12 protein-coding genes are annotated in these 14,445 nt (G+C 60.2%); 6 read left to right on the plus strand and 6 right to left on the minus strand.

The window, feature by feature from the left end; all coding sequences use genetic code 11:
• Nucleotides 1-72 precede the first annotated feature (72 nt).
• The 6 genes from EI969_RS06290 to EI969_RS06315 all read right to left on the minus strand — a co-directional run bounded on the left by EI969_RS06290 (nt 73) and on the right by EI969_RS06315 (nt 5,414).
• Nucleotides 73-849 carry an ABC transporter substrate-binding protein gene (locus tag EI969_RS06290; protein ID WP_160386612.1) on the minus strand — a complete coding sequence of 259 codons (777 nt, stop codon included), beginning with the start codon at nt 847-849 and terminating at the stop codon, nt 73-75.
• 309 nt (nt 850-1,158) lie between these two features.
• On the minus strand, nt 1,159-1,611 hold the full coding sequence (gene moaE, locus EI969_RS06295; protein ID WP_095965503.1) for a molybdopterin synthase catalytic subunit MoaE: 453 nt from the start codon (nt 1,609-1,611) through the stop codon (nt 1,159-1,161).
• Nucleotides 1,612-1,614: 3 nt separating this feature from the next.
• Nucleotides 1,615-1,857: a molybdopterin converting factor subunit 1 gene (gene moaD / locus EI969_RS06300; protein ID WP_075945584.1), complete on the minus strand. Its 243-nt coding sequence runs from the start codon at nt 1,855-1,857 to the stop codon at nt 1,615-1,617.
• On the minus strand, nt 1,854-2,327 hold the full coding sequence (moaC, locus tag EI969_RS06305) for a cyclic pyranopterin monophosphate synthase MoaC (RefSeq protein ID WP_007972660.1): 474 nt from the start codon (nt 2,325-2,327) through the stop codon (nt 1,854-1,856). The genes moaD and moaC overlap by 4 nt, the downstream gene beginning before the upstream one ends.
• 232 nt (nt 2,328-2,559) lie before the next feature.
• A complete protein-coding gene (locus tag EI969_RS06310) occupies nt 2,560-3,954 on the minus strand; it encodes a PhoH family protein (RefSeq protein ID WP_103396283.1) in 1,395 nt (464 codons plus the stop codon).
• Nucleotides 3,955-4,289: 335 nt separating this feature from the next.
• A complete protein-coding gene (locus EI969_RS06315) occupies nt 4,290-5,414 on the minus strand; it encodes a polysaccharide deacetylase family protein (RefSeq protein WP_160386614.1) in 1,125 nt (374 codons plus the stop codon).
• A gap of 256 nt (nt 5,415-5,670) precedes the next feature.
• Here EI969_RS06315 and yaaA point away from each other — a divergent pair, with 256 nt between their 5' ends.
• The 6 genes from yaaA (at nt 5,671) to EI969_RS06345 (ending at nt 14,444) form a co-directional block, all read left to right on the plus strand.
• Nucleotides 5,671-6,450 carry a peroxide stress protein YaaA gene (gene yaaA / locus EI969_RS06320; protein ID WP_150715465.1) on the plus strand — a complete coding sequence of 260 codons (780 nt, stop codon included), beginning with the start codon at nt 5,671-5,673 and terminating at the stop codon, nt 6,448-6,450.
• Between the two features lie 823 nt (nt 6,451-7,273).
• Nucleotides 7,274-8,590: a nucleotide sugar dehydrogenase gene (locus EI969_RS06325; RefSeq protein ID WP_160386616.1), complete on the plus strand. Its 1,317-nt coding sequence runs from the start codon at nt 7,274-7,276 to the stop codon at nt 8,588-8,590.
• A 165-nt stretch (nt 8,591-8,755) separates the two neighbouring features.
• The gene (gene alg8 / locus EI969_RS06330) at nt 8,756-10,237 is read left to right on the plus strand and encodes a mannuronan synthase (RefSeq protein ID WP_371925874.1); all 1,482 of its coding nucleotides are present in this window, start codon (nt 8,756-8,758) and stop codon (nt 10,235-10,237) included.
• A gap of 35 nt (nt 10,238-10,272) precedes the next feature.
• Nucleotides 10,273-11,442, plus strand: coding sequence for an alginate biosynthesis protein Alg44 (locus EI969_RS06335; RefSeq protein ID WP_160386620.1), 1,170 nt, complete (start codon nt 10,273-10,275; stop codon nt 11,440-11,442).
• Nucleotides 11,443-11,451: 9 nt separating this feature from the next.
• Nucleotides 11,452-12,963, plus strand: a complete 1,512-nt coding sequence (algK, locus tag EI969_RS06340; RefSeq protein ID WP_178120572.1) for an alginate biosynthesis TPR repeat lipoprotein AlgK — start codon at nt 11,452-11,454, stop codon at nt 12,961-12,963.
• The gene (locus EI969_RS06345; protein ID WP_160386622.1) at nt 12,960-14,444 is read left to right on the plus strand and encodes an alginate export family protein; all 1,485 of its coding nucleotides are present in this window, start codon (nt 12,960-12,962) and stop codon (nt 14,442-14,444) included. Before algK ends, EI969_RS06345 begins: the two co-directional genes overlap by 4 nt.
• Nucleotide 14,445: the final 1 nt, after the last annotated feature.

Genomic DNA, 14,445 nt, shown 5'->3' on the forward strand with positions numbered 1-14,445 from the left:
CAAGCCCGCTCCCACAGGGTACGGTGTACACCGATCCACTGTGGGAGCGGGCTTGCCCGCGATGGCAATCTATCAGTCGCCGTAAATATCTGACTTGAAGTACTTGTCGGAAATCTTCTGGTACTCGCCACTGCTGCGAATCCCGTCAATGGCCGTGTTCAGCTCGCTGACCAGTTCAGTGTTGCCCTTGCGCACCGCAATGCCGGCACCCTCGCCCACATACTTCGGATCTTTCAGCTCCGGCCCGACAAAGGCATAACCCTGGCCACGCGGCATCGACAGGAAGTCATTGAGCGGAATGGTGTCGGCAAAAATCGCGTCGAGGCGACCGGCTGCCAGGTCCATGTAGATTTCTTCGTTGTTGCTGTAGCGCTTGACGTTGATGCCCTTGGGCTCGAACACCTCGGTGGCGTAACGGTCGGTGGTGGTGGCGCGCTGCACGCCGACAGTCTTGCCCTTGAGGCTGGCGTACTGGTCATCCACCACCGCGCCGTCCTTCATCACCAGGCGCGACGAGGTGAAATAGTATTTGTGGGTGAAGTCCACCGACTTCTTGCGGTCTTCGTTGATGGTCATGGACGACAGCGCCATGTCGATTTTCTTCACCTTCAGGGAAGGAATCAGACCATCGAACTCGCCTTCGACCCACACACACTTGACCTTCATCTGCGCGCACAGGGCATTGCCGATGTCGTAGTCGAAACCGATGATTTCGCCTTTTTCGGATTTCGAGGCGAACGGCGGATACGCGGCTTCGATGCCGATGCGCAGGGTTTTCTCGGCGGCAAACACAGAACTGCACGCCAACAGGCTCAGGGCCAGACCGGTGATGAGGGGGAACTTCTTCATGTTCGTTTTCTCGCGGTTGTTGTTGGTTTGGCAAGACAGAAGAAAAAGCTGAAACGGGGGTGGAATCCTTTTTTGTACTTATAATTCCATCTTGGACTTTTATGTATTATCCGTCAATCAGGCAAATGCAGCCCTTGCCGGCCGATGGTCGGGTGGTGTGTCAGGAAAGTTATTGGCTGTAACTGAGGGCCCCTTCGCGAGCAGGCTCGCTCCCACAGGGTATCTGGTTGAACACAGATTTTGTGCACGACACAGAACTCTGTGGGAGCGGGCTTGCCCGCGAAGGCTGACTGGAGAACGCCGCAGGAATTACTGCTTCCAGCGATCCGCCGCCGCATGATCACTGTCACGCCCCTCGACCCAGCGCGGCCCGTCACTGGTGTTTTCTTTCTTCCAGAACGGAGCACGGGTTTTCAGGTAGTCCATGACAAAGGCGCAGGCATCGAACGCCGCCTGACGATGGGCGCTGGCTGCGCCGACGAAGACAATCGGCTCGCCCGGTTCAAGGGCGCCGATGCGGTGCAGCACTTCCAGCTTGAGCAGCGGCCAGCGCTGCCCGGCCTCGATGGCGATCTTGCCGAGGGCCTTTTCAGTCATGCCGGGATAGTGTTCGAGGAACATCCCGGCGACGTCCAGACCGTCATTGAAGTCGCGCACGTAGCCGACAAAGCTCACCACCGCCCCCACGCCGACATTGGCGTCGTGCATGGCGTTGACCTCGGCACCCGGGTCGAACGGCGTGGACTGCACACGAATGGCCATGGCTCAGCCTCCGGTCACGGTCGGGAAGAACGCCACTTCGTCGCCCTCGCTGACCGGCTCGTCGAGCTGGCACAGGTCTTCGTTGCGGGCACACATCAGGTTTTGCTCGGACAACACCTCGGCACCGTCACGTTGAGCCAACAGCGCGCGGACGTCGTCGACAGTGGCGAAGTTGCCTTCGACCTTCACCGAGTCCAGCCCCAGCGCTTCACGATAACGAGCGAAAAACTTCACGGTAACGTTCATGGCTGCTCCGCCTGGAAATGACCGCTCTTGCCGCCGACCTTCTCCAGCAGGCGCACGCTTTCAATGGTCATGCCGCGGTCCACGGCCTTGCACATGTCATAGATGGTCAGCGCGGCGACGCTGGCAGCGGTCAGGGCCTCCATCTCGACGCCGGTCTGCCCGGACAGCTTGCAGCGCGCCACGATACGCACCGAGTCGTCGCCTTCGGCACTGAGCTCGACCTTGACGCCGGTCAGCATCAGCGGATGGCACAGGGGAATCAGATCGCTGGTTTTCTTCGCCGCCTGAATGCCGGCAATGCGCGCCACGGCAAACACATCACCCTTGGGGTGGCCGCCGCTGACGATCATCTGCAGGGTTTCGGGCAGCATGCGCACCAGCGCTTGGGCGGTCGCCTCACGGAACGTCACGGCTTTTTCAGTGACGTCGACCATGTTGGCGCGACCTTGGGAATCGAGATGAGTCAGCACGGGATTACTCCTGATCAGGAATCCCGATTGTAAACCTGCGGGTCAATTTTCCGCACGCATGATTGTCCGATGACATCGATTCCTGTGGGAGCGTGGCTTGCTCGCGATGGCATCAACGCGGTGTGACCGTTAAACCGCGGTGCCTGCATCGCGGGCAAGCCACGCTCCCACAGGATTTGTGTCCGACATAAAAAACCGGGCGACCTCGCGGCCGCCCGGTTTGGGTGAAGGATTACAAATGCGTTTCGGCGTATTCGGCCAGGATCGAGCGTGGTACCCCTTGCAGGGTGATGTGCACCCCGTTCGGGAAGTCCTTGAAGCGTTCAGTGAGGTAGGTCAGCCCGGAGCTGGTCGCGGACAGGTAAGGGGTGTCGATCTGCGCCAGGTTGCCCAGGCACACCACTTTGGAGCCGGCGCCGGCACGGGTGATGATGGTTTTCATCTGGTGCGGCGTGAGGTTCTGGCATTCGTCGATCAGGATCAGGCTCTGCTGGAAGCTGCGGCCCCGGATGTAGTTGAGGGATTTGAACTGCAACGGCACTTTGCTGAGGATGTAGTCGACGCTGCCATGGGTGCTTTCGTCATCCATGTGCAAGGCTTCGAGGTTGTCGGTGATGGCGCCCAGCCATGGCTCCATTTTTTCCGCCTCGGTGCCGGGCAGGAAGCCTATTTCCTGGTCCAGGCCCTGCACGCTGCGGGTGGCGATGATGCGGCGATAACGTTTGCTGACCATGGTCTGCTCGATCGCAGCGGCCAGTGCCAGGATGGTTTTACCGGAACCTGCGGCACCCGACAGGTTGACCAGGTGGATGTCCGGATCAAGCAACGCGTACAACGCCAGGCTCTGATAGATATCGCGCGGCTTCAGGCCCCAGGCTTCCTGGTGCAGCAGCGGTTCCTGGTGCAGGTCGAGGATCAGCAAGCGGTCTTCTTCGATCTCCTTGATCCAGCCGACAAAGCCCTGTTCATCAATGATGAATTCATTGATATGCACCGCCGGCAGGTTGTCGATCAATTGCACCTGATGCCAGGTGCGGCCGTGGTCCTGACGGGTTTCGACCTTGCTCACACGGTCCCAGAAGGAGCCGGTCATGTTGTGGTAACCGTTGGGCAGCAAGGACACGTCGTCGACCAATTGGTCGGTGCTGTAGTCCTCGGCCGCAATCCCGCAGGCGCGCGCCTTGAGGCGCATGTTGATGTCTTTGGTGACCAGCACCACGGGCTTCTTCGGGTCGCGCGTATGCAGGTCGATCAGTTGGTTGATGATTTTGTTGTCGTTCAGGTGCTCGGGCAGAATCAGGTTCGGCTCGGCATGCTTGCTCATCAGAATTGACAGCAAACCCTTGGGTCCGCTTTTGCCACGCTGGATCGGCACACCCTGCTCGACGTCCTCGGGTGAGGCATCGCCCAGAGTCTTGTCGATCAGGCGGATGGCCTGGCGGCATTCGGCGGCAACGCTGTGATGCCCGCTCTTGAGCTTGTCGAGCTCTTCAAGCACGGTCATCGGGATCGCGACGTGGTGTTCTTCGAAGTTAAGCAGCGCGTTTGGATCGTGAATCAATACGTTGGTATCGAGTACATAAAGGATTGGCTGGTTGGAAGAAGAGCTACGTCCGTGATCATCCATACTCGGTCACCTTTGTGGGAGCCATTCGACGCAATACCTTGGCGGTGCTGCGCCTCGAAGTGACTGCCGAATACACCTGCGGGGACTCAAGTGTTCTGCCTACATGCGGGGTCTTGGAAGACGCCACCTGTGTTGCAGGTTTCGGCGGTCTGTCTTCGTAATACTCCAAAACGTGTGACAGAAAAAAGTACTTTGACGCTTTTTTGAAGTTTATTTTTCAGAATGACCAATAACACTTGGCGGACTGCCATCACCCGTTTACAGTCGGAAGTCAACCTGCAACAAATTCCCTTCCAAAATCGCCAAAAACCCAATGTTTACTGGGTTTGGCCGATTCAGCGAAACGCATCCTGGCAATCCTCCCAACCGATCCCGACCGGTGCCGTTTGCGTGACCAGCCACGGCAACGCCGTTTTCACCCCATCCTGCTTCACATTGAAATTGATCACCCCGTGGCGCCATAGCAACATCAGCGTCAGCACCCGTTGCGCACTCGCGTTGCCCTTGAGTTTGCCGGCGCCGTCCTGGGCGTCGATGTCCCACAGCGCTACCTGCAGACCCTGAGCCTTGAAGAAGCCTTCGGCATCGGAACGACGCTGGCCGTCGGGCGGACGGAACAGCGGCACGTAGTTCTCCGGCAGCTTGCTCTTGACCAGTTCGGCGCTGCGGCGCACCGAGTCCTGCCAGTCCTGCCAGTGACTGTGGGAACGGAACTCCCAGCCTTGTACGCCGATGCACTGGCTCGAGTAGGTCGCTTGCAGGTCGCCCACCGAATGCTCGCCCAAACGGGCCTGGATGTCCTTGCCAAGGACGAAGAACGTTGCGCTCATGTTCGACTTGCGCAGGTACTCGGTGAGCCAGGCCGTGTTGTCCGGCGCGGCGTTGGCGGCGCTGTCGAAGGTCAGCAGGAACAGCCGGTCATGCATCTCGTCACCGGAGCGCTCATAGTCGCCGAAACGATCGACTTCGCTGCTGGTTTGCGGGAACAGCGCAGCCTTGCGCAACTGCTCGTCCAGGTACTGCGTGTGGAACACACGGCTCGGTTCGGCCCACTTGATGTAGTAGCTGTCTGCGCTGACCTGGAACTTGCCAGCCTGTTCACGCAGGGTCGGCATGTCTTCGACCAGAAAACAGAAGGAGGCATCCTGGTCGCAACTCTGTTGGGCGTAGTTGTAGTTGGCCAGCAGCCGCTGCCACAGATGCTGGCGAACCCGGTTGACCGACTCCAGATTAATCGTGCGCAAGCCCAGGCGCTGGGCCAGGGCGGTTTCATCCAGCGACTCGCTGGCCAACAGCACACTGGAAAACATCAGGATCTCGGCCCGCGACGCCACGTCGAACAGCGTCGGGTTGCCGAGTTTTTCCGGCCAGGTGCTGCGATCAAGCGTGGCCACATCGCCCGGTGCCGCGATGGCGCCGAGGCTCAACAGCCAGATCGAGATGAGAAAAACGATACGCAATGGGATGTCTCCATAACAAAACCCGCGCGGCACTATAGCTGATCCAGGCTCAACTCCCGCAGCAACACAGACCCTTGTAGGAGCGAGCCTGCTCGCGATGGAGTGTCAGGCACCGCTGTGTCGACTGACACACCATCGCGAGCAGGCTCGCTCCTACAGAGGTAGTGGCGAACCGGCCATCACCTATGGACGCGATAGCTGGAGTCAACGCCGACAACCCCCTAGAATCGCCGCCACGATTAAAGGAGACGACTTCATGCTGATGGTGATTTCACCCGCCAAGACCCTCGACTATGAAACACCGCCGGCGACCCAGCGCTTCACCCAGCCGCAGTACCTCGACCATTCCCAGGAGTTGATCCTGCAATTGCGCGAGCTGTCCCCGGCACAGATCAGCGAACTGATGCATGTTTCCGACAAGATCGGCGGGCTCAACGCCGCGCGTTTCGGCAGCTGGACGCCTGCGTTCACCCCGGAAAACGCCAAGCAGGCGCTGCTGGCCTTCAAGGGCGACGTGTACACCGGCATGAACGCGCAAACCCTCAGCGAAGCCGATTTCGATTACGCCCAAAAACACCTGCGCATGCTCTCGGGCCTGTATGGCCTGCTGCGCCCGCTGGACCTGATGCAACCCTATCGCCTGGAAATGGGCACCAAGCTGGCCAACGCCCGGGGCAAGGACTTGTATGCGTTCTGGGGCACACGCATCAGCGAATGGCTGAACGAAGCGCTGGTCGATCAGGGCGATGACGTGCTGCTCAACCTGGCGTCCAACGAGTATTTCTCGGCGGTCAAGCGCAACGCCTTGAACGCACGCATCATCAATACCGAGTTCAAGGACCTGAAGAACGGCCAGTACAAGATCATCAGCTTCTACGCGAAAAAGGCCCGTGGCTTGATGAGCCGATTCGTCATCGAAGAACGCATCAACGATCCGGCAGCCCTCAAGCAGTTCGACGTTCAAGGCTATCGCTACAGCGCCGAACAATCCAAGCCGGACAATCTGGTGTTTCTGCGCGATCACGCACCAGAGTGATGCACCCGGTCGGCGCACGACCTCCACCAACCCTCGTGCGCCGACCCTAGACTCACTTCAGCCTTCCCCGCCTTTTCGCCATTTTTATGGCGCCAGAAAAATACCAACCGATTTTCTAACTTTAGTTTCACTCGACTTCAATCTTTTTTTTGCGTAGTGGCACTGACTTTTTTTAACAGTGGTGGCACAAAAATATCCCATCCAATGAACCGCCTTTATATAAAGGGCGAAACGGCAAGTGCTATCAATTTGAGAGCAGTGCCATCTTTATCAATATTTCAAGAAATTTCAGATTTCACGATGGGCGGACTGGAACTATGTCCAAACGTGCCGCTCATACCACCGGTAACGATTCTCGCCGAACGTGTACGAGATAACTTACGCAGATAAGAGATTCGTGTAGCCAAGTTGTAATACAAACTTGCGCTGACTAATCACTGATTTGGACAACAGCGAGCGGACAGGAGATAACGCGGTATGACTATCCCCTACAAGGCCACGACAGCGCCCCTATAAACGTGCTCACCCGAGCACCAAACCGCCTGATCCACGGGCTTTCGGCCTGACATCACGCGTGTAATACCTTTGCGCCAGCATCCCCGAAAAGAGGATCGGCTGCATAACAGGGCAAATCATAACAACAAGGCCTAGTTGCGCACCCCTTGAGTGCATTTATTTAGACACTCGTAATTCATATGCCAGCACACGGCATTGTTGCGCCTGTAAGTCGCACTTGCGAGTGCACTTTAACCGCTGCACACCATTAACTCTGGCCATCTAATGGCTCGATGTATACAGGCTTGATAATAGAGAGGTAATTGCGATGCGCATCAGCATTTTTGGTTTGGGTTACGTCGGCGCAGTCTGTGCCGGTTGCCTGTCTGCACGGGGTCATGACGTCGTTGGCGTCGATGTGGCCAAAGACAAGATCGATATGATCAATGCCGGCAAATCGCCGATCGTTGAACCGGGCCTGGGCGAACTTCTGTCCCAGGGCATCCAGACCGGTCGTCTGCGCGGCACCACCAACTTCGCCGAGGCGATTCGCGACACCGACCTGTCGATGATTTGCGTCGGTACGCCGAGCAAGAAAAACGGCGACCTGGAACTGAACTACATCGAGGCCGTGTGCCGCGAAATCGGCTTTGTCCTGCGTGACAAGTCCACCCGCCACACCATCGTCGTGCGCAGCACCGTGCTGCCGGGGACCGTGGCCAACGTGGTCATCCCGATTCTCGAAGACTGCTCCGGCAAGAAGGCCGGCGTTGATTTCGGCGTGGCCGTGAACCCTGAGTTCCTGCGCGAAAGCACCGCCATCGCCGACTACGACCAGCCGCCAATGACCGTCATCGGCGAATTCGACAAGGCGTCCGGCGACGTTCTGCAATCGCTGTACGAAGAGCTCGACGCTCCGATCATCCGCAAGGACATCGCCGTCGCCGAGATGATCAAGTACACCTGCAACGTGTGGCACGCCACCAAGGTCACCTTCGCCAACGAGATCGGCAACATCGCCAAGGCGGTCGGCGTCGACGGCCGCGAAGTGATGGACGTGGTCTGCCAGGACAAGACCCTCAACCTGTCCCAGTACTACATGCGCCCGGGCTTCGCCTTCGGCGGTTCGTGCCTGCCAAAAGACGTGCGTGCCCTGACCTACCGCGCCGGTTCCCTGGACGTGGAAGCACCGTTGCTCAACTCGCTGATGCGCAGCAACGAATCCCAGGTGCAGAACGCTTTCGACATCGTCTCCAGCCACGACAAACGCAAAGTCGCCCTGCTGGGACTGAGCTTCAAGGCCGGCACCGACGATCTGCGCGAAAGCCCGCTGGTCGACCTGGCGGAAATGCTGATCGGCAAGGGCTACGACCTGAGCATCTACGACAGCAACGTCGAATACGCCCGTGTTCACGGCGCCAACAAGGACTACATCGAGTCGAAGATCCCTCACGTCTCGTCCCTGCTCAACGCTGACTTCGACGATGTGATCAACAACTCCGACGTGATCATCCTCGGCAACCGCGACGAGAAATTCCGCGCCCTGGTGCAGAACGTTCCGCACGGCAAGCAGGTGATCGACCTGGTCGGCTTCATGTCCAAAGCCACCAGCGTGGCTGGCCGGACTGAAGGCATCTGCTGGTAAGCCCCCTGTAGGAGCGAGCTTGCTCCGGGCGGCGCTCCGACGATGCACCTGAGAACACCGCTGGGTATCAGATACCCAGCGTCATCGTTGGCGACCATCGCGAGCAAGCTCGCTCCTACAGGTTTGTACGCCTGCGTTAACCCGAGATCTAGACGGATGCAGATTATGCACAGGCTAAAACACGGCCTACTCCAGGCCGCCGGTTGGCTGTTCTACCTGACGTTACTGATGGGCCTCGCCATGGCGTTGCCCGTGTCCACGTTCGACTCCGAGTCGAAGGACTTCATATTCCTGATTGGCGCCGTGGGTATCTGGCGCTACTCGATGGGTGCCACGCACTTTGTGCGCGGCATGATTTTTCTCTACATCGTCTACCCGCACCTGCGGCGCAAAGTGCGCAAGCTGGGCAAAGCGGCTGACCCGTCCCACGTGTTCCTGATGGTCACCAGCTTCCGTATCGACGCGCTGACCACCGCACAGGTCTACAGCTCGGTGATCCGCGAGGCCATCGACTGCGGCCTGCCGACCACGGTGGTCTGCTCCATCGTGGAAATGTCCGATGAGCTGCTGGTCAAGAGCCTGTGGAACCGAATGAACCCGCCGTCCCGGGTCAAGCTCGACTTCGTGCGCATTCCCGGCACCGGCAAGCGCGATGGCCTGGCCTACGGTTTCCGCGCCATCTCCCGCCACCTGCCGGATGACCGCGCCGTGGTCGCCGTGATCGATGGCGACACCGTGCTCGGCGAAGGCACGGTACGCAAGACCGTGCCGTGGTTCCAGCTGTTCGGCAACGTCGGCGGCCTGACCACCAACGAGTTCTGCGAAGTGCGCGGCGGCTACATCATGAGCGAATGGCACAAGCTGCGTTTCGCCCAGCGTCACATCAACATGTGCTCGATGGCCCTGTCCAAGCGCGTGCTGACCATGACCGGGCGCATGTCGGTGTTCCGCGCCACCGTGGTCACCAACCCGGAGTTCATCGCCGACGTGGAAAGCGACTCGCTGCAACACTGGCGCCTGGGTCGTTTCAAGTTCCTCACCGGCGACGACAAGTCGAGCTGGTTCAGCCTGATGCGCCTGGGCTACGACACCTTCTACGTGCCCGACGCGGCGATCAACACCGTTGAACACCCGCCGGAAAAGAGCTTCATCAAGGCCAGCCGCAAACTGATGTTCCGCTGGTACGGCAACAACCTGCGCCAGAACTCCCGCGCCCTCGGCCTGGGGGTCAAACGCCTCGGCGTGTTCACTTCGGTGGTGCTGTTCGACCAGCGCGTGTCGATGTGGACCTCGCTGCTGGGCCTGACCGTGGCGTTGATCGCCAGCTTCAAGTACGGCACCGCGTTCATTCTGGTCTACCTGCTGTGGATCGGCATCACCCGATTCATCCTGACCTTGTTGCTGTCGTGCTCCGGACACCGGATCGGCCCGGCTTACCCGGCGATTCTCTATTACAACCAGATCGTCGGCGCGCTGGTGAAGATCTACGTGTTCTTCCGCCTCGACCAACAGTCCTGGACTCGCCAGCCCACCTCTCTGACCCGTGATCTCGCCAGCTTTCAACGTTGGTTCAACACCTGGTCGTCTCGGACCATGACCTTCTCTGCCGGCAGCATTTTTGTCGCCGTGCTGCTGTTGATGGTCTGACCTGACTCGCCTGAATTAACTAGGAAAACGCCCTTATGAATACCGCCGTCAACGCCAACGTAGTGCACGAATCCGAAGCCCAGCGCCAACATGCCCGCGTGAAAATCCCGGCCAAGCTGCGTTTCTTCGGCCCCGACCGGACACCGGTCGAAGCCCGGGTGATCGACCTGTCCGCCGGCGGCCTGGCGTTCAACGCCGGTCAGTTGCCGCTGAAGATCGGTGACGTGTACAAGGCCCGCCTGCAATTCGTCATCGACAACCTCGGCCTGGCCATGGACGTCGAGTTGCAGGTCCGCTCCTTCGATCGCGAGACCGGACGCGCCGGCTGCCAGTTCCAGAACCTGGAACCACGGGACATCTCGACCCTGCGCCACCTGATCACCTCGCACCTGGCCGGCGACATCGTCAGCGTGGGTGAAATGCTGGCGACCCTGCAGCGCGACAACTTCACCAAGGCGCGCAAGGTCAAGGACGGCGGCCACGGCATGTCCGCGTTCGGACGCCTGAAAGCCGTGACCTTCAGCCTGGGGATCTTCGTTGTTGGCGTGGCTGCATTCGGTTTTGTCTTCAAATCGGTGTACGGCATGTACTTCGTCAGCCACGCCCAGGCCGGCCTGGTCAGCGTGCCGGGCGTGAACATCACCATGCCGCGCGACGGTACCGTGCAAAGCCTGGTGAAAACCGACGGCGTGGCCGCCAAGGGCGCACCGCTGGCGACCTTCAGCACCAGCATGCTCGACGTGCTCAAGGGGCATCTGGACGAAGACCAGCTGCAACCGGCCAAGGTTGAAGAACTGTTCGGCAAGCAGATGACCGGCACCCTGACCTCGCCTTGCGACTGCACCGTGGCCCAGCAAATGGTCGCCAACGGTCAGTACGCCAGCAAGGGCGACGTGATTTTCCAACTGGTCCCGCGCAACAGCGAAGCCAACGTTGAAGCACGCTTCTCCTATCGCCAGTTCGGCGACGTGCGCCCAGGCACTTCGGTGCGCTTCCAGATCGCCGGCGAAGACCAGAGCCGCACCGGCAAGATCGTCAGCAGCACCAGCCTGAAAAGCGCCGACCTGTCTTCGGACATCCGCGTGCTGATCCAGCCGGACGAAACCCTGGACAGCGCCCTCGCCGGCCGCCCGGTGGAAGTCAGCAGCGACCGTGGCCCGAACCTGAACTGGCTGATCGACAAAGCCATGGCTGTCGGTCTTTAAGTCGAGGACATGCCTGTGACGATCATTAGCCTTCTGAGAACACCGAGATCCCTGTGGGAGCTGGCTTGCCAGCGATTGGATCACTGCGGTGTTACTGAAAAACCGAGTCGCCTGAATCGCTGGCAAGCCAGCTCCTACAGGGGGCATGTGGTGTGCTCGCTGGCATTGGCGGTAAGCCTGGCCGGTTGCGCCGGCCTGCCCGACCAGCGCCTGGCCAACGAAGCCCTCAAGCGTGGCGACACCGCCACCGCAGCGCAGAATTACCGGCAACTGGCGGACCTGGGCTACAGCGAAGCCCAGGTCGGCCTGGCTGACATTCAAGTCGACAGCCGTGACCCGGCGCAGATGAAACAGGCCGAGGCGACTTACCGCGCCGCGGCCAGCGTTTCGCCGCGCGCCCAGGCACGTCTCGGTCGCCTGCTGGTGGCCAAGCCCGGTTCCACCGAAGCCGAGCAACACGAAGCCGAAACCCTGTTGAAGAAAGCCGCCGCCGCGGGCGAAGGCAACACGCTGATCCCGCTGGCGATGCTGTACCTGCAATACCCGCACAGCTTTCCCGACGTGAATGCGCAGCAGCAGATCAGCCAATGGCGTGCCGAAGGCAAACCGGAAGCGGGTCTGGCGCAAGTGCTGCTCTATCGCACCCAGGGCACCTACGACCAGCATCTGGATGACGTGGAAAAGATCTGCAAGGCCGCGCTCAACACCAGCGACATCTGCTACGTCGAACTGGCCACGGTCTATCAGAAACAGGCCAAGCCCGAGCAACAGGCCGAGCTGATCAAGCAGATGCAAGCGGCTCACGCTCGCGGCAGCGTTTCGCCGCAGCGTGTCGACAGCGTCGCCCGTGTGCTCGCCGATGCATCCCTGGGCAAGACCGACGAGAAAACCGCGCAGTCGCTGCTCGAACCGATCGCTCCGGGCTACCCGGCGGCGTGGGTCAGCCTCGCGCAACTGCTCTACGACTTCCCGGAACTCGGCGACGTCGACCAGATGATGAAGTACCTGGACAACGGCCGCGCCGCCGACCAGCCCCGCGCCGAGCTGTTGCTGGGCAAGCTCTACTTCGAAGGCAAACTGGTGCCGGCCGATGCCAAGGTCGCCGAGGAGCATTTCCAAAAAGCCGTCGGCCGCGAAGTCGCCGCCGATTACTACCTCGGCCAGATCTATCGCCGTGGTTACCTGGGCAAGGTCTATCCGCAGAAGGCCCTCGACCATCTGTTGACCGCTGCGCGCAACGGCCAGAACAGCGCCGACTTCGCCATTGCCCAACTGTTTTCCCAAGGCAAGGGCACCAAGCCTGATCCGCTGAATGCCTACGTCTTCAGCCAACTGGCCCTGGCCCAGAACACGCCGCAAGCCACCGAGCTTGCACAAACAATCCAAACGCAATTGCCGCCCGAGCGGTTGGCCGAAGCCCAACGCCTGTTGAAACAAGAACAGGCCGTGCGCGGTGCCCTGAGCCCGAACACGCCGGAGCTGAACGCCCTGCAAGAAGAAGCCAGCGAGGAATCGAAATGAAGTTGAATCCATTCATGAAGGCCGGCATCGGCCTGACATTCGCGCTGATCTGGTCTTGCCCGACGCTTGCTGCGATGACTGAAGAAACCAAGAACTTCGGCCTGGACGTGAAAATCACCGGCCAGTCCGAAGACGACCGTGACCTGGGCACCGCCCATGGCGGCGACGTCAACGGCGTCGGTCTCGACCTGCGTCCGTGGGTCTACGGCGAAAGCGGCGCGTGGAGCGCCTACGCCATGGGTCAGGCGGTGACGTCCACCGACATCATCGAGACCGACACCCTGCAACAATCCGATGGCGCCGAGAACACCGACAACGGTGATCGCGAGACCAAGAAAAACTACCTGGCCATGCGTGAGTTCTGGGTCGGCTACAGCGGCTTCACGCCTTACCCCGGCGAGGTCCTCAAGCTCGGTCGCCAGCGCCTGCGCAATGACGACGGCCAGTGGCGCGACACCAACATCGAAGCCCTGAACTGGACCTTCGACACCACCCTGCTGCGCGCCAACGTCGGTATCGCCGAACGCTTCAGCGAGTACCGCACCGACCTAAAGGAACTCGCGCCAGAGGACAAGGATCGCCTGCACGCCTACGCCGATGCGGCGTACCAGTGGACACCGGGCAACTGGGTCGGCATTCGCGGCCACCACACCCACGACGACGGCAAACTCGACTACGCACAACCGGGCGTGCCGAGCGATTCGCTGGACAAGAAACAAAACGGTGACATCAGCTGGCTCGGCCTCACCGCCGACAGCGACGCCTACAACTGGCGCAACACCAACACCGTCAACTACTGGGGCAGCATCACCGGCATGAGCGGCGACCGCGACACGGTCAACCCGCTGAACGCCGATGGCACCGCGCCCGCACAAGCCAAGCGCAGCGGCGATGTCGATGGCTGGGCCACCGACCTGGGTGTTCGCCTGCGCCTCGATCCGCAATGGCAAGTCGGTGCGGCCTACGCCCGCGCCAGCGAAGACTATGAGCAGAACGGCCTGGAAAGTAACCGCTCGAACTACACCGGTACCCGCTCGCGCGTGCACCGTTTCGGCGAGGCCTTCCGTGGCGAAATGAACAACCTGCAGAGCGCCACCCTGTTCGGTTCGTGGATGCTCAACGACGAATACGACGCCAGCCTGATCTACCACAAGTTCTGGCGCGTCGACGGCAACAAGCCGGTCGGCAGCAACGGCATCGACGCCGTGCAGAACAATACCGACGACGTCACCGGCGCGATCCTCTCCAGCACTTCCCTGCCACTGAACGATGGCGAGAAAGACCTCGGTCAGGAGATGGACCTGGTGGTGACCAAGTACTTCAAGCAAGGCTTGCTGCCTGCGTCGATGAGCCAGGCGATCGATGAGCCTTCGGCCCTGGTGCGTTTGCGTGGCGGCGTGTTCAAGCCGGGCGATGCCTATGGCAAGGAAGTCGATTCGTACATGCACCGCGCGTTCATCGACGTGATCTGGCGCTTCTGAT

This window comes from Pseudomonas sp. PB101, from assembly GCF_009764265.1.
Classification (GTDB): Bacteria; Pseudomonadota; Gammaproteobacteria; order Pseudomonadales; family Pseudomonadaceae; genus Aquipseudomonas.